This is a genomic window from Aliivibrio logei (genome assembly GCF_001691055.1).
Lineage (GTDB): Bacteria > Pseudomonadota > Gammaproteobacteria > Enterobacterales > Vibrionaceae > Aliivibrio > Aliivibrio salmonicida.
Genome location: NZ_MAJU01000006.1, coordinates 150,531 through 170,953, shown reverse-complemented (window position 1 = coordinate 170,953; position 20,423 = coordinate 150,531). Strand labels below are relative to the sequence as shown.

Genomic DNA, 20,423 nt, shown 5'->3' with positions numbered 1-20,423 from the left:
TATATCAATGCTGCTTTTTGCATTTTTAAGGTTATAGAACTTTATGAGGACCAAAACATTCATAGTGAATGCGATCTTCAGAAACCCCAAGCGCGACTAGCTGTTTAGCAACATGCTGCATAAATCCAACAGGGCCACAGAAGTAATAGTGACCATCATCAGAAATGATATCTTCTTTAACTTCAGTTAGGTTAATTAAGCCACTGAATTGAAAATCTTGACCGATTTTATCCATTTCTTGTGCTTGGTTATACCAAGTGTAAGCCGAAATATGATCATGCTTTTCAGCTAAAGCAGAAATGTGTTGCTTGAACGCATGTTGAGAGCCATTTTCTGTCGCATGCAACCAAGTTACTTTTTCTTCATGCTTAGTGAGTGTTTCTAACATAGAAAGAGTCGGCGTTAAGCCTACGCCTGCTGAAATAAGCGTAACTGGTGTTGATTTCTCAACGTCTAAGAAAAAATCTCCAGCGGGTGCCGTAAGATTTACTTTATCACCAATATTAAGTGAAGTGTGTAGGTAGTTTGAGGCTTTACCACCTTCTTCTCGTTTTACGGAGATGCGATATGTTTTTTCTTGAGGCGCAGAAGATAAACTGTATTGGCGCACTTCTTGGTTTTCGAATTCTTCAGGATTTAAATAAATACCAATGTACTGACCAGGTTTATATGAAGAGACGGTAAGATCATCTGTCGGCATAAATGTGAAACTAGTGATGTATTCACTTTCTTTTTCTTTTGCAACTAATTCAAATTCGCGCAGGCCACGCCATCCACCCTCAAGTACATCATTTTCTTGGTAGATTTGTTCTTCACGTTGGATAAATACGTTAGCAAGAATGCCATAAGCTTCAGCCCATGCATCGAGAACTTCTTGACCAGGAGAGAACATCTCATCCAATGTTGCAATTAAGTGGCCGCCAACAATATTGTATTGTTCAGCAGTAATTAGAAAACTCGTGTGTTTGTGGGCGATTTTTTCAACGGCAGGAAGAAGGACCGCAAGATTTTCAATGTTACCAGCATAAGCACAAATAGCATTGAATAGCGCTTCACGTTGATCGCCATTGCGTTGATTGCTCATGTTGAAAATATCTTTTAGCTCAGGGTTATGATCAAACATACGATCATAAAAATGAGCCGTTAATGCTGGACCTGTCTGAGCAAGTAATGGAATAGTCGATTTAATGATATCAATAGTATTTTTGTTAAGCATTTGGCTGACCTGTTTAATTTATATTTATAGTATGAATGTAAAGTTGTATTTATAATGTATGTTATAAGTTGTATCTAAAATATATCTTTTAGTCAAGAGAAGAATTACAATGAAAAAACAGGATAGGAGAGCATATGCAACTTACAAACTTTACCGACTTTGGCCTTAGAGCCTTGATATACCTCGCTTCACTACCAGAAGGGGAGCTTACAAGTATTACTGTTGTGACTGAAACTTTTGATGTCTCACGTAACCATATGGTCAAAATAATTAATAAATTAGGCCAAGAAGGGTTCATAAAAACAGTAAGAGGCAAGAATGGAGGGATCTGTTTAGGCCGGCCAGCAGATCAGATTGTTATTGGTGAAGTGATACGATCTATCGAGCCTTTTAACATTGTAAATTGCGCGCCCGAATTCTGTCATATTACTCCTGCGTGTCGTTTGAAAACGGCGTTAGCTAAAGCAAAACAAGCGTTTTTAGATGAACTTGATCAACATACAATTCAAGATATGTTGACAGAAAATAATGAATTATTGATTTTGTTAAAACGAGTGTAATTACTGATACTTTCCTATCTGTTGTTTCTATACTCAGGTACAATTACCTTATTATCTCCCCTGACTAAGCAGGTCGCCTATGTCTAAGATTATTCAAAACGATCCTTTCAAAGATCGAGAAGCAGAAAAGTACGAGAATCCAATTCCAAGTCGTGAGTTCATTCTTGAATTTTTCCAAAAAGCAGAAGCGCCTTTAAATCGTAATGACTTATTCGAAGCCCTAGGTTTATCTGGTGAAGATAACTATGAAGGCTTACGTCGTCGTTTAAGAGCAATGGAACGAGATGGGCAATTAGTCTTTACTCGTCGTCAGTGTTACGCGCTACCTGAACGTATTGAAGTATTGAAAGGCCTTGTTCTTGGTCACCGTGATGGCTTCGGTTGGATCCGTCCTGAAGGCAGCATTGGTAAAGATAACGATGTGCTTTTGCCTTTCCACCAAATGAAAAAAGTCATTCATGGTGATGTGGTATTAGTGCAACCAACGGGTACCGATAAACGAGGCCGAAAAGAAGGTCGTGTTATCCGTGTATTAGAGCCTCATAACGATGGCATTGTTGGTCGATTCTTTACGGAAGATGGATTAAGTTTCGTTGTGCCTGACGATTCGCGTATTAACCAAGATATCTTCATTCCTAATGAGCATAAAATGAGTGCTCGTATGGGAAATGTTGTTGTGATTAATATCACTGACCGTGGTGGCCGTGCTCGCGGCATGTCAGGTCATGTTATTGAAGTTCTTGGTGAGAATATGGCACCGGGAATGGAAATTGACATTGCACTTCGTACTCACAATATTCCTCATGTATGGCCAGCTGCGGTTGAAAAACAAGTTGAAGGGCTAGCAGAGGAAGTGCCAGAAGAAGCAAAAGAAGGTCGTGTCGATCTTCGTGAACTGCCATTAGTCACCATTGATGGTGAAGACGCTCGAGATTTCGATGATGCGGTATTCTGTCAAGCAAAAGCCTCAGGTGGCTGGCGCTTATGGGTTGCGATTGCCGATGTTAGTTATTACGTTCGTCCAGAAAACGCATTAGACAAAGAAGCGATTCAGCGTGGTAATTCAGTTTACTTCCCTGCTCAAGTGGTTCCGATGTTACCGGAAATCTTGTCTAACGGTTTATGTTCATTGAATCCTCAAGTTGACCGTTTATGTATGGTGTGTGAGATGACTATCTCTGCATCAGGAAAACTGTCAGGCTTTAAACATTACGAAGCGGTGATGAACTCACACGCGCGTCTTACGTATAATAAAGTAAGCGACATTCTTGATGGTGACGAAGAGCTAACTCAACGTTATGAACCGCTGGTTCCGCACTTGAAAGAACTGCACAACATGTATCAGGTGCTAAAAACAGCACGTGAAGCGCGTGGTGCCATTGAATTTGAAACCATTGAAACTAAATTTATTTTCAATGCTGAACGTAAAATTGATCGCATCGAACCTGTGATTCGTAATGACGCACATAAAATCATCGAAGAATGTATGATTTTGGCGAACATCGCTTCAGCGACCTTTGTAGAAAAAGCAAAAGAGCCAGCGTTGTACCGTGTGCATGAAGCGCCAGGTGAAGAACGCTTAACGGGTTTCCGTGATTTCTTAGGAGAACTGGGTTTAAGCTTATCTGGTGGGTTAACGCCATCTCCGACAGATTACGGTCAATTAGTTCATTTGATTGCCGATCGTCCAGATAAAGAATTGATTCAAACGATGTTACTGCGCTCAATGAAACAAGCGGTATATAACGCAGATAATCAAGGTCACTTTGGTTTGGCTCTTAAGCGTTATGCGCACTTTACATCGCCAATTCGTCGTTACCCTGATTTATTATTGCATCGTGCTATTAAGTATCTTATTGCAAAAGAAAAAGGTCATAACACCGATCGTTGGACACCAACAGGCGGGTATCATTATTCGTTTGATGATATGGATGTGTTTGGTGAGCAATGTTCAATGACAGAGCGTCGTGCAGACGATGCGACACGTGATGTGTCTGATTGGTTGAAGTGTGAATACATGCAAGACCATATTGGCGAGGAACTAGAAGGTGTGATTGCGAATGTTACGGGCTTTGGTTTCTTTGTTCGATTGAATGAGTTACACATTGATGGTCTGGTACATATTTCATCTTTGGCAAATGACTATTATCAATTTGATGCTGCGGGTCAGCGTTTAACGGGTGAGAGCTCTGGTCAGATCTTCCGATTGGGTGATCAAGTGACGGTGAAAGTGCTTGCTGTTAACTTAGATAGTCGCAACATTGACTTTGAATGCACAACCTCAATGCGTAAAGCGCGTGGCCAAGGCAAAACAGCCAAAGACAATGCAAAGAAGCGTGATGATAAAAAAGCCCCTCGCCGTGATCCTAACTTTAAAGCGAAAAAAGGCGATAAAGTTGAACCAAAAGGTCGTGGTCAATTAGGTGATCGTAAATCCAAAGGTAAGGGCAAAGTTAATTCAAAAGCTCAAGCCATGGTTGAACCAACAAAGCGTCCTGACAGCTCTGCTGAAGGTGCTCCGGCGAAGAAAAAACCAAGACACAAGAAAAAAGTACGCGCAAGAAAGCCGAAGCCAAAGGCTGAGTAAGTAAACATTCGATGATGAGGCAACGTTGCCTCATTAGCTCCACTAATTTGTAATAGAAAGAAGCGATAACATGAGTAATGAATTTCTTTTTGGTATCCACGCAACCAAAGCTGTATTAGAGCGTGATCCTGCCCGTTTCATTGAAATCTTTGTATTAAAAGGTCGTGAAGACGATCGTTTATTACCGATCATCACTGAACTGGGTGAGCTTGGATTTAAGATCCAAGAACTTCCACGTAAAACGTTAGACGACAAAGCGAAAGGTGCAAATCACCAAGGTATTATTGCTCGTGTTACGCCTGCTAAGCAGTTGAATGAACGTGATTTAGACGACATCATGGATAAAACAGAGAATCCATTATTCTTAGTTCTTGATGGTGTAACTGATCCTCACAATCTTGGTGCTTGTTTGCGTAATGCTGATGGTGCAGGTGTGGCCGCTGTTATTGTTCCTAAAGACAAATCAGCATCAATGACAGCAACAGTAAGTAAAGTTGCTTGTGGTGCGGCAGAAATGGTGCCTCTTGTACGTGTAACTAACTTGGCTCGTACTATGCGTGCACTTCAAGAGAAAGGTGTATGGTTTGTTGGTACTGCTGGTGAAGCGACGCAAGATGTATTCCAATCGAAGTTAACGGGTCCATTAGCTATTGTTATGGGTGCGGAAGGAGATGGCATGCGCCGTCTAACTCGCGAGACTTGTGATGACTTGATTAAAATCCCTATGGCTGGCTCTGTAACCAGTTTAAACGTTTCTGTAGCGTCTGGTGTTTGTTTGTTTGAAGCCGTACGTCAGCGTTCGTTACAAGACTAAATAGTCTATAAAAACAACTAGCTAAGAGTGAGGGTAATGATCATTTCATTGCCTTCTTTTTTTATACTAAATTAACAAAAATATTTTTGTGATTTAGGTATCTTTTTCTTGCTAATAACGCTGTTTTTCTATACTATCCGCCGTTCTTAATTCTCAGTCTTTTTTTTAGTTCCTTGCTTCCCTTGGATGACTGAGCCAATCGTGGAAGCTGAATAATCCGTAAGGAGCAACCAATGCGTCATTATGAAATCGTATTCATGGTGCATCCTGATCAAAGCGAGCAAGTTGCTGGCATGATCGAGCGTTACACAGGTTCAATCACAGAAGCTGGTGGTACTATCCACCGTCTAGAAGATTGGGGTCGTCGTCAAATGGCTTACCCAATCAACAAGCTGCATAAAGCACACTACGTTCTTATGAACGTTGAGTCTGAGCAAGCTGCAATTGATGAACTAGAAACTGCATTCCGTTACAACGATGCTGTTCTACGTAACATGATCATGCGTACTAAAGCTGCGATCACTGAGCCATCAGTAATGATGAAAGCTAAAGAAGAGCGTACTGCTAAGCGTGAAGACGCTGCACCACGCGCTGAAGAAGCTGCTGCTGAGTAATTGATTTGATGACCAATCGATTGGAGTTAAGCGGTCTTATCGCAAAGGCTCCGGTTCGAAGTCTTAGTCCTGCGGGCATACCTCATTGTCATTTTGTCATTGAGCATCGTTCGGTTAAACAGGAAGCTGGCTTATCACGTGAAGTCTATTGCAGAATGAACGTGGTAGTTAGTGGACAAGGGTCTCAAGCTTTAACTGCAAACTTGGCTCAGGGTAGTAACGTTATGGTAGGTGGTTTTATCACGTACCAGACAGGCCGAAATGGTGTGTCTAGAGTAGTGTTACATGCTGAGCATATTAAATTCATTTAGATCTGGAGATAGCCCATGGCTCGTTTCTTCCGTCGTCGTAAATTCTGCCGTTTTACAGCAGAAGGCGTACAAGAGATTGACTACAAAGACGTAGCAACTCTAAAAAACTACATCACTGAAGCTGGTAAAATCGTACCTAGCCGTATCACTGGTACTCGTGCTAAATACCAACGTCAGCTAGCTCGCGCTATCAAGCGTTCTCGTTACCTTGCACTTCTACCGTACACAGATAAGCATCTGTAAGTCGATAGCGGTTTAAATAAGTTTATAGAGGACTAAGATAATGCAAGTTATTCTACTTGATAAAATCGGTAACCTAGGTGGCCTTGGCGACCAAGTTAACGTTAAAGCTGGTTACGCACGTAACTTCCTTATCCCACAAGGTAAGGTTGTTATGGCAACTAAAGCTAACGTAGAGATGTTTGAAACTCGTCGCGCTGAATTAGAAGCTAACGTTGCTAAGCAACTAGCTGCTGCAGAAGCTCGCGCTGAGTCTGTTAACGCTCTAGAAGTTACTATCGCATCAAAATCTGGTGACGAAGGTAAACTATTCGGTTCAATCGGTAATCGTGACATCGCTGACGCTGCTACAGCTGCTGGCGTTGCAATCGCGAAAAGCGAAGTTCGTCTTCCTGAAGGCGCTCTACGTACAACTGGTTCTTTCGAAGTTAGCATCCAACTTCACTCTGAAGTATTTGCTACATTGAAATTAGAAGTTGTTGCTGCTGAGTAATCAATAGCCAACTAATAATTTTAAACGCCAGCACTCGTGCTGGCGTTTTTTTATGTTTGAATTTAATATCTAATTAATGACCTTAAAATAAATGGTCACGTTATCTCTTCTCTTCTCTTTATTTCTGCTTGAAAATCCCTCATTGTTAACTTGAAAAAAATTCATAATCAGATCCTTGACTTTGAACTCTATAACATACATTCTGTAGACATATAGACGTCCAAACATGATGTCACGGATGATAGAGTTTTGTAGTATTCCTTTTAATACTACAGCAGGGAGAGCAAGACATGGCCTATTCACACGCAAGCCACTTAGAGTCGTTAAATCAAAATATTGCAGAGCTTAATGGCTGTATCAATGTATCTTTTGAGTTTTTTCCACCAAGTTCAGAGAAGATGGAAGAAACGCTCTGGAACTCAATTCATCGTTTAAAAACACTAAAACCAAAATTTGTGTCTGTAACGTATGGGGCTAATTCTGGTGAACGTGATCGTACCCATTCCATTATTAAAGAAATTAAAGAGCAAACGGGTCTTATTGCTGCTCCGCATTTAACGTGTATTGATGCAAGCCGTTCAGAGTTAATCGACATTGCGAATGATTACTGGGCAAATGGTATTAAAGATATTGTTGCATTGCGTGGTGATATTCCAGCGGGTGGTGGTGCACCAGATATGTATGCTTCAGATTTGGTTGAACTGCTAAAATCTCAACATGATTTTGATATTTCAGTGGCTGCATTTCCTGAAGTACACCCAGAAGCTAAAAGCGCACAAGCGGATTTATTAAACCTAAAACGTAAAGTAGATGCGGGTGCTAACCGTGCGATTACTCAGTTTTTCTTTGATGTGGAAAGCTATTTACGTTTCCGTGATCGCTGTGTTTCTGCGGGCATTGATGTTGAAATTATTCCAGGTATTTTACCCGTTTCAAATTTCAAGCAAGCCTCACGTTTTGCTAAAATGAATAACGTAAGAATCCCAGGTTGGATGGCTCAGCAATTTGAAGGCTTGGATGATGATCCTGTGACTCGTCAAATGGTTGGGGCAAGTCACGCGATTGATATGACGCGAATTTTAAGTCGTGAAGGCGTAAAAGATTTTCACTTCTATACGCTAAATCGTGCAGAACATACCTATGCTCTTTGTCATACATTAGGGGTTCGTCCTGACGTTAATCGTTAATGATAATGTATTAAGAAAAACCGCCATTTGTGGCGGTTTTTTTGTTTGTATAAGATGATTTCTTAACGTTAATTCATCGTAATTGTTAATAATAAGATTATAAAAAAAGGCCACCGAAGTGACCTTAATGTAGAGTGCGTTATGTCATGCTAATCAGGCATTAACCAGTGTTTCGCATACCTGCAGCGATGCCTGCAATAGTGACCATCAGCGCTTCTTCAAGCTCAGGAGAGGTCTCTTCTTGCTGACGTGTTCGATACAGTAATTCAGCTTGCAGCATATTTAGTGGATCAACGTAGATATTACGCAGACGTATCGATTCCGATCCCCACGGGTCACTTTCCATTAAGTGGTCACTGTTTTCTACATTCAAGACCGCTTTAATGTCTGCTTGTAATTGATTACGTAGACGTACGCCTAGAGGCCATAAGGATTTATCCGTTAAGCGTTGGTCGTAGTACTCTGACATTTGTGGATTACACTTAGTGTAGACCATCTCAAGCATACCAAGACGGGTAGAGAAGAATGGCCATTCACGACACATTTCTTCTAATAGTTCTTGGTGACCTTTATCAATCGAGTATTGAATCGCTTCACCCGCGCCTAACCATGCAGGAAGTACCAGACGGTTTTGGCTCCATGAGAATATCCAAGGAATCGCTCGTAGACTTTCAACACCGCCATTTGGATTACGCTTTGCAGGGCGAGATCCTAACGGTAATTTGCCTAACTCTAACTCAGGGGTTGCTGCTCGGAAGTAAGGCACGAAGTCTTTTTCGCCACGAACAATATTACGGTACGCTTCACACGATACTTCAGAAAGTACTTCCATTAAATCGCGCCATTCTTGCTTAGGCTCTGGTGGTGGAAGAAGATTCGCTTCAAGAATCGCACTTGCGTATAAATTAAAGCTGTTTACTGCCACTTCAGGTAGACCAAGCTTAAACCGGATCATCTCACCTTGCTCAGTAACACGTAGGCCACCTTTTAAGCTTTTTGGTGGTTGAGATAGAAGTGCGGCATGGGCTGGTGCACCCCCACGACCAATTGTACCGCCACGGCCGTGGAATAAGGTTAGTTCAATGCTTTCTTTCTCACAGACATCAACTAAGGCTTCCATCGCACTGTATTGCGCCCAGCCAGCAGACATCACACCGGCATCTTTTGCTGAATCTGAATAGCCGATCATGACCATTTGATGATTTTGAATAAATCCGCGGTACCAATCAATAGAGAACAATTGTTCCATGACTTCTTTAGAGCGGTTTAAATCGTCTAATGTTTCAAATAATGGGCAAACATCCATACGGAATGGGCAACCCGCTTCTTGAAGCAGAAGATGAACAGCCAATACGTCTGATGCGGTGCGAGCCATTGAAATTACATAAGAACCGAGAGCTTCTTTTGATTGCTCAGCTACGATTTTACATGTATCAATAACTTCTTGAACTTCTGCTGTTGGAGTCCAATCGCGAGGAAGAAGAGGGCGTTTAGAGCTTAATTCGTTCACTAAGAAAGAAATCTTATCTTGTTCGCTCCATTGATCGTAATCACCAATGCCTAAGTAACGCGTTAGTTCAGAGAGTACATTTGAATGGCGAGTACTTTCTTGACGTATGTCTAGACGAACAAGATGGGCTCCAAAGGCTTTGACACGGCGTAGCGTATCTAATAAAGAACCTTCAGCAATGATACCCATACCGCAAGCGTGTAGTGACTGGTAACAAGCGTGCAAAGGTAACCATAATTGTTCAGCATTACGAAGGATTGGTTTGTTATTGGTTAACTCACCTTTCATTTGTGCATCAAGGTTTTCAAGCGTATCGTTTAATAGAGTACGAAGTTGTTTTAAGATAGCTCGATAAGGTTCGTGTTGATCACAGGCAAGCTCACGAACTTCATCGGTACACTTTACCATCGATAATTCACTGATTAACTCATTCACGTCTTTTAAGTAAAGATCGGCCGCTTTCCAGCGAGAAAGCAGCATAACTTCGCGTGTTATCGTGTGAGTTACAAATGGATTACCATCGCGATCTCCACCCATCCAAGAAGACATATGGACAGGACGAGCATCAATCGGTAAGCCTTCACCTAAATGATTTTCAAGACGTTGATCAAATTCACGTAAGAAATCAGGAATACCTTGCCATAATGAATTTTCAACAACGGCAAAACCCCATTTTGCTTCATCTAATGGCGTTGGACGTTCTTGACGAATAACATCAGAATGCCAAGCTTGAGCAATCAGTTGTTCAAGGCGACGTTCTGTTTTTTCTCGTTCAGAAAATGAGATATCACTCAGTTCAAGTTTTGATAAACATTCATTGATCTTTACCAATTTATTGATCATGGTACGGCGCGCAATTTCTGTTGGATGCGCAGTTAGCACTAGCTCAATGTTGAGTTCACGCACCGCTTGTACCGTATCTAATTTGCTGATGTTGTTTTGGCTTAATTTAGAAAACAGTGAGCTGATCGCATCAGGTTCGCATACGTGTTCTTCGCAGTGACGAGAAATCGTATGATACTGTTCTGCCATATTGGTTAAATTTAGGAACTGACTGAATGCACGAGCAACTGGAGTCAGTTGATCATTAGGGAGACTTTTAATCTCTTCAATTAATGCATTACGGTCATTGTCGCTTCCTGCGCGCGCTGTTTTAGACAGCTTACGAATGGTTTCAACTTTTGCTAATAGCTCTTCACCATGAGCGTCTCTAATTGTGTTTCCAAGTAGATGACCCAACATGCTTACATTGCTTTTTAAAGCCGCGTACTTTTCATTCATACATACTTCCTATACTGTAATTTTGTTACATCCTAAATTTTTTCTGCATTCAATCTATCCGAATTTACGGCTCTTCGTCAAACTTTGAAGAATAAACGATGATTTTTTAAACGATATATTGCCGTAGATCATCGAATATTGATTTGCTCTTCATGAGTGTTGTAAATTTATTTCAGATTAAAAGCAATGTTTATACATTAATTTGCTCAATATATTGATTGTCGGGTCAATGAATGAAAATGCTAAAAATTCATCAGGTTGGTGTGCTTGTTCAATGGAACCCGGACCTAATACTAATGTTGGGCAAAGGTCTTGTAAGAAAGGAGCTTCAGTACAGTAATTAACGGTTTCTACTTCTTGGCCACAAATTTCAGCAACGCTTGTTACGATTGGACTATCAGCGCTACATTCGTAACCAGGGATAGGTTCATGTAATGGGGTTATTTCAATTCTTCCTGGCCACTTTGCTTCGACGTCTTTCAATGCATCACACAGCATATTATCTAATCCATCAAGGCTAATTCCCGGTAATGGACGTACGTCATAATGAAGTTCACAACAGCCGCAAATACGATTCGGGCTATCACCGCCATGGATATGGCCAAGATTAAGGGTTGGGTAAGGAATAGAAAAACCAGGGTTGTGGTATTCCTTAACTAATTTATTTTTTAAATTCATTAAAGCAAACATGATTTCATTCATGATCTCTAGCGCATTAACACCATAAGCAGGGTTTGATGAATGACCAGATTTACCGGTAACACGAACGGCGTTGGCTACATGGCCTTTATGACCACGAATAGGCATTAAGCTTGTTGGCTCACCAATAATACAGTAATCCGGTTGGATGCTAGTGTTTGAGGCGAAATGGCGGGCGCCAAGCATGGTTGTTTCTTCATCACAGGTGGCCAAAATATAAAGTGGCTTAGATTGGTCTTTCCAATTGATGTTTTTTATTGCCTCTAAGATAAAGGCAAAGAAGCCTTTCATATCCGCGGTTCCAAGCCCATAAAATCGATCGTTGGCTTCGGTTAGTGTGTGAGGGTCGTAGTTCCAACGTCCTTGATCATAAGGGACGGTATCTGTGTGTCCTGCGAGTAATAACCCGCCTTCTCCTGAACCTAATTTAGCCAATAGGTTGAGTTTTCCTTTCTCTATTTCTTCAATTTCAACTTCACAACCTAAATCTTCACACCATTGCGCTAACTTATGTATGACTTCTGCATTACCTTCATCCCAGCTTGAGTCTGTAGAGCTGATTGAAGAGGTTGAGATGAGCTGTTGATAATATTCTTTAAATTCTGGTATTTTCATTTATTCATACATCCACTGTTGACACAAAAGAGAGAACCCTGTAAAACACATATTAAATCACAATAAGTGAATAGAAATACAGTTTAGTTTAATTTTAATGAATAAACTAAAATTTAAAAAGGAAAGCAGTATCTAATATGTGTAACGCTCAAGTTACCTTGAATGGCTTTTTCCTTCAATAGTTGAAGAGCTAAATGGACGTATTTATGTTGAAAACAACCATCATCGGAGCAAGCGGATACACAGGTGCTGAATTGGCACTGATGGTATTTAAGCACCCGCACCTTTCTTTATCTGGCTTATATGTGTCTGAAAATAGTTTGGATAAAGGAAAAGCGATCAGTGAATTACATGGTTCATTAAAAGGGGTGGTGGATGACACATTGCAACCTCTAGTAAATGTAAATCAAGTGGCGAAAGAGAGTGATATTGTTTTATTAGCGACAGCTCATGAAGTGAGTCACGATTTGGCGGCCACTTTTTTAGAGAATGGTTGTGTTGTTTTTGACTTGTCAGGTGCGTTTCGTGTTCAAAAAGAAGGTTTCTATTCTGAGTTCTATGGCTTTGAACATAAATATGAAGATTGGCTAGATAAAGCGGTTTATGGATTGGCTGAGTGGAATGCGGATGCGATTGCTAAAGCTCAATTAATTGCCGTTCCGGGATGTTATCCAACGGCGTCACAATTAGCGTTAAAACCATTAGTTGACGCTGGATTATTAGACCAAAATCAGTGGCCTGTTATTAATGCAACGAGCGGAGTGACAGGGGCTGGACGTAAAGCTAATTTAGCCAGTAGTTTTTGTGAAGTGAGTCTTCAACCTTATGGGGTGTTCAATCACCGTCATCAACCTGAAATTGCCGCACATTTAGGATGTGATGTTATTTTTACGCCTCACCTTGGTAACTTTAAACGTGGGATCTTAGCAACCATCACGACTAAATTACAAAAAGGGGTGACAGAAGAGCAAATTCAAAAAGCATTTGATGCCGCTTATACCGATACACCAGTGGTTCGTCTACTCGGTAATGAGATGCCAAAATTGCAATCAGTAGAGAAGACACCTTTCTGTGATATTGGTTGGAAAGTGCAAGGCGAACACCTAATTGTTGTTTCTGCGATCGATAATTTATTAAAAGGTGCATCAAGCCAAGCGATGCAGTGCATTAATATTCGTTTCTGCTTTCCAATGTTAACCGCTTTAATATAAGGTATGGAATATAGTATGAATCAATGTCCATTAGTGATTAAGTTAGGTGGGGCGGTATTGGCATCAACCGAAACGTTAACACTATTATTTAAAACGGTTTCAAATTATCAACAACAAGCCCAACGATCATTAGTGATTGTTCATGGCGGTGGGTATTTAGTTGATGAGTTAATGGAAAAGCTTCAATTAGAAACGATTAAAAAAGAAGGCTTACGTGTAACACCAAAAGAGCAAATTGGTTATATCACCGGCGCACTGGCAGGGACGGCAAATAAAATGCTGCAAGGCCAAGCGATGAAAAATGGTGTGAATGCGATTGGTTTAAGTTTGGCTGATGGCGGTTTATGTAGCATCACTCAATTAAGCCCTGAGCTCGGAAATGTGGGTTTAGCGACAGCGGGTGATGCAAAGGTATTAAATGCCATTCTAGCGACACAAGTTACCCCCATTATCAGTTCTATTGGCATTACTGCTGATGGTGAGCTGATGAATGTGAATGCAGACCAAGCTGCTGTGGCGGTTGCAACCGTATTAAATGCAGATCTCGTTTTACTTTCGGATGTTGCTGGCGTACTCGATACAAATAAATCATTGATACCAAGTTTGGATTCAGAGCAGGCCGAGTTGTTAATTCAACAAGGTGTTATCACTGATGGCATGATAGTGAAAGTGCGCGCGGCTCTAGAAGCGGCACAAACATTAGGCAAAGCGATAGAGGTCGCGTCATGGCGCTCACCTGAAAAATTAGCCGAGTTGTTTATTGGAAACAGTATCGGCACACAATTTCAGCCTTAATTGGCATTGAATCGAATTAACTTTATAGAATACAGTCGCCGCGAGTATGCGGATCAAGGAGAATAGAATGAATAAGAAAGTAAACGTAAACAAGGTCGTTGTTGCATACTCTGGTGGTCTAGATACATCTGTGATTATCCCGTGGTTAAAAGAAAACTACGATTGTGAAGTGATTGCATTTGTTGCTGATGTGGGTCAAGGGGCTGAAGAGTTAGAAGGTATTGAGGCTAAAGCGATTGCTTCCGGTGCATCTGAGTGTTATGTGGCTGACTTAAAAGAAGAAATGGTCTCTGAGTACATTTTCCCTACGTTAAAAACAGGCGCTCTTTATGAGGGTAAATACCTACTTGGTACGTCAATGGCTCGTCCTATTATCGCAAAAGCACAAGTTGAAGTGGCGCGTAATGTGGGCGCAGATGCACTTTGCCATGGCTGCACAGGTAAAGGTAATGACCAAATCCGTTTTGAAGGTGCATTCGCAGCATTAGCACCAGATCTACACGTAATTGCACCATGGCGTGAGTGGGATTTAGTGAGCCGTGAAGAGTGTCTTGATTACCTTGCTGAACGTAATATCCCTTGTACTGCTTCACTTACAAAGATCTACTCTCGTGATGCAAACGCATGGCATATCTCAACTGAAGGTGGTGTTCTTGAAGATACATGGAACGAGCCAAACGAAGATTGCTGGGCATGGACAGTCGATCCAGAACAAGCGCCAAATGAATCAGAAACAGTATCAATAAAAGTTGAAAAAGGCGCGGTTGTTGCAGTTGATGGTAAAGCGATGACCCCTTATGAAGTGGTTGTTTATCTAAACGAGAAAGGAATAAAACACGGTGTTGGTCGTATCGATATCGTTGAAAACCGCCTTGTTGGAATGAAATCTCGTGGTTGTTATGAAACTCCAGGTGGCACGATTATTAATGAAGCACTACGTGCGGTTGAGCAATTGGTGTTAGATAAAGCGTCATTTGAATTTCGTGAAGAGTTAGGGATCAAAGCCTCTCATCTTGTTTATGATGGTCGTTGGTTTACACCATTGTGTAAATCAATCTTAGCGGCAACAGAAGAACTGGCTCAAGACGTTAATGGTGATGTTGTTATTAAGCTTTATAAAGGTCAAGCGACCGTAACTCAAAAGCGCTCTGATAATAGCTTGTATTCAGAAGAGTTTGCTACTTTTGGTGCTGATGAAGTTTACGACCAAAGCCATGCAGAAGGTTTTATCCGTCTTTACTCACTATCAAGCCGTATTCGTGCTCTAAATAGTAAGTAATTACTATTATGTAACAACTGTTTGATAATTTGTTTTACACTAGTCGAAGTTCATTTAATGATTAAATGGACTTCGATTTTTTTTGTCTAAATTATTATAATAAGCACTTTCAGTAATAATTGAATAAATATGTAAAAATAATGCATTTAATTCTTTATTTTTATCTGGAATTGCCGTAAGTTTGAATCATCAAGAAAAATACTGAATTAAATCAGACTTAATAGTTTCAAAAAGCAGTGAGCACTGTGCATTTAGGAGAAACACCATGGCATTATGGGGCGGACGTTTTAGTCAAGCAGCAGACACAAGATTTAAACAGTTTAACGATTCACTTCGTATTGATTATCGCCTTGCAGAACAAGACATTGTCGGCTCTATCGCATGGTCTAAAGCACTACTTTCTGTCAATGTTATTACAGAAATAGAACAACAAAAACTTGAATTAGCATTGAATGAATTGAAATTAGAAGTGATGGAAGATCCTGAACAGATCTTATTGTCAGACGCTGAAGATATTCATAGCTGGGTTGAGACACAGCTTATCGGTAAAGTGGGTGATTTAGGTAAAAAACTCCACACTGGTCGTTCTCGTAATGATCAAGTGGCGACAGATTTAAAATTGTGGTGTCGTCAACAAGGCCATCAACTGCTTCGCACATTAGATTTATTATTGAACCAACTCGTGAATGTAGCGAGTGAGCATCAGGCGACGGTGCTTCCTGGTTATACTCACCTACAACGTGCACAACCTGTGACATTTGCGCATTGGTGTTTGGCGTATGTTGAAATGATTGAGCGTGATTACTCTCGCCTTGAAGATGCGATTAAGCGTTTAGATACGTGTCCATTAGGATCAGGGGCTTTGGCTGGAACGGCTTATCCAATGGATCGTGAGAAATTGGCTCGTAATCTTGGTTTTCAAAGAGCAACACGTAATAGCTTAGACTCTGTATCGGATCGTGATCATGTGATGGAGTTAATGTCGATTGCTTCAATCTCTATGATTCACCTTTCTCGTCTTGCCGAAGACATGATTTTTTATAACTCAGGTGAATCTAATTTCATTGAGTTAGCGGATACCGTGACGTCTGGTTCATCATTGATGCCACAGAAAAAGAACCCGGATGCCTTAGAGCTTATCCGTGGTAAATGTGGCCGTGTATATGGCGCACTGGCTGGTATGATGATGACAGTAAAAGCGTTGCCCTTAGCTTATAATAAAGACATGCAAGAAGACAAAGAAGGTTTGTTTGATGCATTAGACAGCTGGTCTGATTGTATTGAAATGGCTGCACTTTGCTTTGAAGGCATTAAAATAAATAAAGAACGTACTTTAGAAGCGGCGAAACAAGGGTATGCAAACTCAACCGAATTAGCCGATTATCTGGTAGCGAAAGGCATTCCATTCCGCGAAGCTCATCATATCGTTGGTGTTGCTGTGGTTAGTGCTATAGAAAAAGGCTGTGCATTAGAAGAGTTATCTATTGCAGAATTAAAAGTATTCTCTGACGTGATTGAAGACGATGTGTATGCAATTTTAACTATCGAATCTTGTCTTGCGAAACGTAATGCCCTAGGTGGTGTTGCTCCTGAACAGGTAGCTTATGCTGTTGAGCAAGCAGGTAAACGTTTAGAAGAGCGTGATTCTACTGGGGTTAAAGTTCGTCCTGCACGATTAACGGATTTAGATGCATTAGAAGGAATGGTCGCTTACTGGGCTGGTCTTGGAGAGAATTTACCACGTAGTCGTAATGAGTTGGTGCGTGATATTGGATCGTTTGCAGTATCAGAACATCATGGGGAAGTGACTGGGTGTGCCTCTTTGTATGTGTACGATTCTGGTTTAGCTGAAATTCGCTCATTAGGTGTTGAAGCGGGGTGGCAGAGTCAAGGTCAAGGGAAAGCGATTGTTCAACACTTGGTAGAAAAAGCGCGTGAAATGGCGATTAATAAAGTGTTTGTATTAACGCGTGTTCCTGAATTCTTTATGAAACAAGACTTTATTCCAACATCTCGTTCGTTGTTACCAGAGAAAGTATTGAAAGATTGCGATCAGTGTCCTCGTCAACATGCGTGTGACGAAGTGGCATTAGAGGTGAATCTGCAAGAGCAAATTATTATCAAAACGAATGTGGCTTAACTGGCGTTCAATGGTAATGATCGGCACTGAGTTAAAAATACAGAATAAAAGAGAAAAAGTGGTGAACTTTTTAATTAAAGACTAGTCTTATTAATACTGCTTTTTCTTAGATAGATTCTAAGAGGCCCTAATATCTTTATTGGTATTGGGGCTTTATTTTTTGTGCTTACCTTTAATATTTGATGATTTTATCAAACGATAATAGCCCATCGCTAATAAATGCAATGTCAGTAATCCGCTAAATGCAGTACTTACCATGAAAGTGGCAATGGCTTCGATTTGATAAGGTGTTGCTTGAAAAAACTCCAGCCATGTTAACCATCCACCAATAGATAAAAAAGTAAGTTGTTTCATACAGCGAGAGCATCGGCCTAATTTTTGTTTAAATATATCAGAGTGACAAAATTGGCAAGCCATGTTGATTCCATTTTAAATGACGAGTTATGGCCGTTATTTTAACGAGTGATGGGTAAGATAGAAATAAAAAAGGTCGATGTTTTCACATCGACCTTTTTTATTTCTATGTTAGTTGCTGGTGATTAACAACCAGGACCACAATCCATACAATGTTTAATCATTTCAGGGCCTAAATGCAGTTTCGCATTTAAATCACGAAGTGCAGTACGAATACCTTCTTCGATTACTGGGTGATAAAATGGCATATCTAGCATTTCAGAAATAGTCATTTTATTTTGGTGTGCCCAAGCTAGTAGGTGGGCTAAATGTTCTGCATTTGGCCCCATCATTTCAGCGCCTAAGAAACGACCCGTTCCTTGTTCGCCGTACACATGAAGAATCCCTTTGTTTCGCAGCATTACTCGTGAACGGCCTTGATTTTCAAAAGAAACCTCACCAGTTGCGAAACAACCACAAGTCCCTAAACGAGTTGTGATTTCTTTATAGCTTTCTCCAACCATTGCGATTTGTGGGTCTGAGAATACCGCTGAGATTTTCGAGCGACGAAGGCCTGCGCGGATCTCGGGGAAACGTCCTGCATTATCACCAGCAATACGTGCTTGATCAGCGGCCTCGTGCAATAGGGGCAGTTGATTACTGGCATCACCAGCAATGAAGATGGTTGGTAATGATGTTTGTAATGTGTAGTGATCGGCTGTTGGTACACCGCGTTCGTCTACTTCAACCGATGTGTTTTCTAAGCCCAATTTGTCGGTGTTTGGACGACGACCGGTTGCTGCAAGTACATACTCAACTAGGATAGTTTCTTGTTCGCCTTGTTTATTGATGAATTTGATTTCAACTTTATCTTCTTCATCATTAAGAGATATGCGTTTCATGCTCTCTATTTTCACATCGGCATCAAGGTAAAACTCTTCGTTGAAGGCCTTGTTTGCATAAGCCATTACTTCAGGATCTGTTACTGGACCGACTTGACCACCTAAACCAAAAAGCTTAGTTTCAACGCCTAAACGGTGAAGTGATTGTCCAAGTTCAAGACCAATAACGCCAGGACCAAATACGGCGACTGATGTCGGTAAATCATCCCAATCAAATACGTCATCATTGATGATAAGGCGATCACCTAGTTCATTCCATACCGCAGGGTAAGCAGGGCGAGAGCCTGTTGCAATAACAATACGTTTTGCTGTAATGATCGTATGATCATCGACTTGCAATGTATTGTCGTCTAAAAATTTAGCGTAGCCAGAGATTTTATCTTCTGCTGGGATTTCATCAACGCCTTCTAAAACAAATCCAACAAAACGGTCACGTTCAAATTTAACACGGGCCATGACTTCGCGGCCGTTAATTACGATGTCACCTTGAGGGTGAATACCGAACTGAGGTGCTTTTTCAATTTGGTGAACGCTTTCTGCCGCTGCAATTAACAGTTTTGATGGCATGCAACCAACACGAGCACAAGTGGTACCGTAAGGACCGCCTTCGATCATGACAACACTGTCAGTATGTGCTTTTGCTGCACGGTAAGAGCCTAAACCTGCTGTACCACCACCGATAACAGCTACATCAACATTGACTTGTTTCATAATTCATATCTCACGTAGATTCATTTTAGAAGAAGTTTTGAAATGGCCCACGGTGTCGTGGGCCATTTTTATTCATTTCGAACTAGAGATTAAGCTAGGAAAGCTTCAAGCTCTTCGCTACCACCAATGTGTTTACCACCGATGAATACTTGAGGAACGGTAGTGCGGCCAGTAATTGCACGTAGACTTACTGTTGTTGCATCTTTACCCAGTACCACTTCTTCGTAGTTCAAACCTTTGTCGATTAGGTTTTGTTTCGCTTTCATACAGAAAGGACAACCAGGTTTTGTGAATACAGTGATTGATTCTTGCTCTTTGTGCTCAGGAGCAAGGTAGTTCAGCATCGTATCTGCATCAGAAACTTTGAACGGGTCACCCGGTACGTTTTCTTCGATGAACATTTTTTCAACGATGCCGTTTTTCACTAGCATGCTGTAGCGCCATGAACGCTTACCAAAACCAATGTCATTTTTCTCAACTAACATGCCCATGCCATCGGTGAAATCGCCGTTACCATCTGGAATGAAGGTAATGTTTTCTGCTTCTTGGTCTGCTTTCCATGCGTTCATTACAAACGTATCGTTTACAGAGACACAAACAATTTCATCAACGCCGTTGTCTTTAAATACAGAATAAAGCTCGTTGTAGCGAGGTAGGTGGCTTGAAGAACATGTTGGTGTAAATGCACCAGGAAGACTAAATACGATAACGGTTTTGTCTTTGAATAGCTCTTCTGTTGTCACGTTAACCCAAGCGTCACCTTTACGTGTTGGAAAAGTTACTTGAGGAACTGATTGGCCTTCTTTAGATGTAAACATAATGATGTCCTTTAATTTTTAATAAATTTTAAATTTCTTTCCGGGGT

At 40.9% G+C, this 20,423-nt stretch carries 18 protein-coding genes; 12 read left to right on the top strand and 6 right to left on the bottom strand.

From position 1 onward, the window contains the following. Positions 1 to 31: 31 nt before the first annotated feature. Positions 32 to 1,216, bottom strand: coding sequence for an NO-inducible flavohemoprotein (gene hmpA, locus A6E04_RS03950; RefSeq protein WP_065610056.1), 1,185 nt, complete (start codon positions 1,214 to 1,216; stop codon positions 32 to 34). 134 nt (positions 1,217 to 1,350) lie between these two features. Here hmpA and nsrR point away from each other — a divergent pair, with 134 nt between their 5' ends. The 8 genes from nsrR to metF all read left to right on the top strand — a co-directional run bounded on the left by nsrR (position 1,351) and on the right by metF (position 8,022). Beyond that, positions 1,351 to 1,776, top strand: coding sequence for a nitric oxide-sensing transcriptional repressor NsrR (nsrR, locus tag A6E04_RS03945; RefSeq protein ID WP_023604139.1), 426 nt, complete (start codon positions 1,351 to 1,353; stop codon positions 1,774 to 1,776). 79 nt (positions 1,777 to 1,855) lie between these two features. Further along, the gene (rnr, locus tag A6E04_RS03940; protein WP_023604140.1) at positions 1,856 to 4,363 is read left to right on the top strand and encodes a ribonuclease R; all 2,508 of its coding nucleotides are present in this window, start codon (positions 1,856 to 1,858) and stop codon (positions 4,361 to 4,363) included. A 70-nt stretch (positions 4,364 to 4,433) separates the two neighbouring features. Then, positions 4,434 to 5,177 (top strand): 23S rRNA (guanosine(2251)-2'-O)-methyltransferase RlmB, encoded by a 744-nt coding sequence (gene rlmB / locus A6E04_RS03935; RefSeq protein ID WP_017022666.1) that lies wholly within the window; start codon positions 4,434 to 4,436, stop codon positions 5,175 to 5,177. A gap of 233 nt (positions 5,178 to 5,410) precedes the next feature. Next, positions 5,411 to 5,791: a 30S ribosomal protein S6 gene (rpsF, locus tag A6E04_RS03930; RefSeq protein WP_012551202.1), complete on the top strand. Its 381-nt coding sequence runs from the start codon at positions 5,411 to 5,413 to the stop codon at positions 5,789 to 5,791. Positions 5,792 to 5,799: 8 nt separating this feature from the next. Continuing rightward, a complete protein-coding gene (gene priB / locus A6E04_RS03925; protein WP_012551201.1) occupies positions 5,800 to 6,102 on the top strand; it encodes a primosomal replication protein N in 303 nt (100 codons plus the stop codon). Between the two features lie 15 nt (positions 6,103 to 6,117). Then, the gene (gene rpsR, locus A6E04_RS03920) at positions 6,118 to 6,345 is read left to right on the top strand and encodes a 30S ribosomal protein S18 (RefSeq protein WP_005421136.1); all 228 of its coding nucleotides are present in this window, start codon (positions 6,118 to 6,120) and stop codon (positions 6,343 to 6,345) included. 40 nt (positions 6,346 to 6,385) lie between these two features. Further along, positions 6,386 to 6,835, top strand: a complete 450-nt coding sequence (gene rplI, locus A6E04_RS03915; RefSeq protein ID WP_012551200.1) for a 50S ribosomal protein L9 — start codon at positions 6,386 to 6,388, stop codon at positions 6,833 to 6,835. A gap of 290 nt (positions 6,836 to 7,125) precedes the next feature. Next, the gene (gene metF / locus A6E04_RS03910; RefSeq protein ID WP_012551199.1) at positions 7,126 to 8,022 is read left to right on the top strand and encodes a methylenetetrahydrofolate reductase; all 897 of its coding nucleotides are present in this window, start codon (positions 7,126 to 7,128) and stop codon (positions 8,020 to 8,022) included. A 160-nt stretch (positions 8,023 to 8,182) separates the two neighbouring features. On the opposite strand, the gene ppc is transcribed toward metF, so the two are convergent. Then, a complete protein-coding gene (gene ppc, locus A6E04_RS03905) occupies positions 8,183 to 10,813 on the bottom strand; it encodes a phosphoenolpyruvate carboxylase (protein WP_065610054.1) in 2,631 nt (876 codons plus the stop codon). A 177-nt stretch (positions 10,814 to 10,990) separates the two neighbouring features. Beyond that, complete coding sequence (argE, locus tag A6E04_RS03900) at positions 10,991 to 12,127, bottom strand: acetylornithine deacetylase (protein ID WP_065610053.1); 1,137 nt, start codon at positions 12,125 to 12,127, stop codon at positions 10,991 to 10,993. 206 nt (positions 12,128 to 12,333) lie between these two features. Between argE and argC the strand changes: the two genes are divergently transcribed. The 4 genes from argC to argH all read left to right on the top strand — a co-directional run bounded on the left by argC (position 12,334) and on the right by argH (position 17,552). Continuing rightward, positions 12,334 to 13,338: an N-acetyl-gamma-glutamyl-phosphate reductase gene (gene argC / locus A6E04_RS03895; protein ID WP_017022485.1), complete on the top strand. Its 1,005-nt coding sequence runs from the start codon at positions 12,334 to 12,336 to the stop codon at positions 13,336 to 13,338. Positions 13,339 to 13,353: 15 nt separating this feature from the next. Next, the gene (gene argB, locus A6E04_RS03890) at positions 13,354 to 14,133 is read left to right on the top strand and encodes an acetylglutamate kinase (protein ID WP_026469778.1); all 780 of its coding nucleotides are present in this window, start codon (positions 13,354 to 13,356) and stop codon (positions 14,131 to 14,133) included. Between the two features lie 67 nt (positions 14,134 to 14,200). Next, a complete protein-coding gene (locus A6E04_RS03885) occupies positions 14,201 to 15,412 on the top strand; it encodes an argininosuccinate synthase (protein ID WP_012551198.1) in 1,212 nt (403 codons plus the stop codon). A 265-nt stretch (positions 15,413 to 15,677) separates the two neighbouring features. Continuing rightward, on the top strand, positions 15,678 to 17,552 hold the full coding sequence (argH, locus tag A6E04_RS03880) for an argininosuccinate lyase (protein ID WP_017022487.1): 1,875 nt from the start codon (positions 15,678 to 15,680) through the stop codon (positions 17,550 to 17,552). 153 nt (positions 17,553 to 17,705) lie between these two features. On the opposite strand, the gene A6E04_RS03875 is transcribed toward argH, so the two are convergent. The 3 genes from A6E04_RS03875 to A6E04_RS03865 all read right to left on the bottom strand — a co-directional run bounded on the left by A6E04_RS03875 (position 17,706) and on the right by A6E04_RS03865 (position 20,376). Then, complete coding sequence (locus A6E04_RS03875; protein ID WP_065610051.1) at positions 17,706 to 17,969, bottom strand: DUF3624 domain-containing protein; 264 nt, start codon at positions 17,967 to 17,969, stop codon at positions 17,706 to 17,708. A 122-nt stretch (positions 17,970 to 18,091) separates the two neighbouring features. Beyond that, positions 18,092 to 19,558, bottom strand: a complete 1,467-nt coding sequence (locus tag A6E04_RS03870) for a dihydrolipoyl dehydrogenase (protein WP_017022489.1) — start codon at positions 19,556 to 19,558, stop codon at positions 18,092 to 18,094. Between the two features lie 89 nt (positions 19,559 to 19,647). Beyond that, entirely contained in the window at positions 19,648 to 20,376 is a 729-nt protein-coding gene (locus tag A6E04_RS03865) for a glutathione peroxidase (protein WP_017022490.1), read from the bottom strand. Between the last annotated feature and the right edge of the window lie 47 nt (positions 20,377 to 20,423).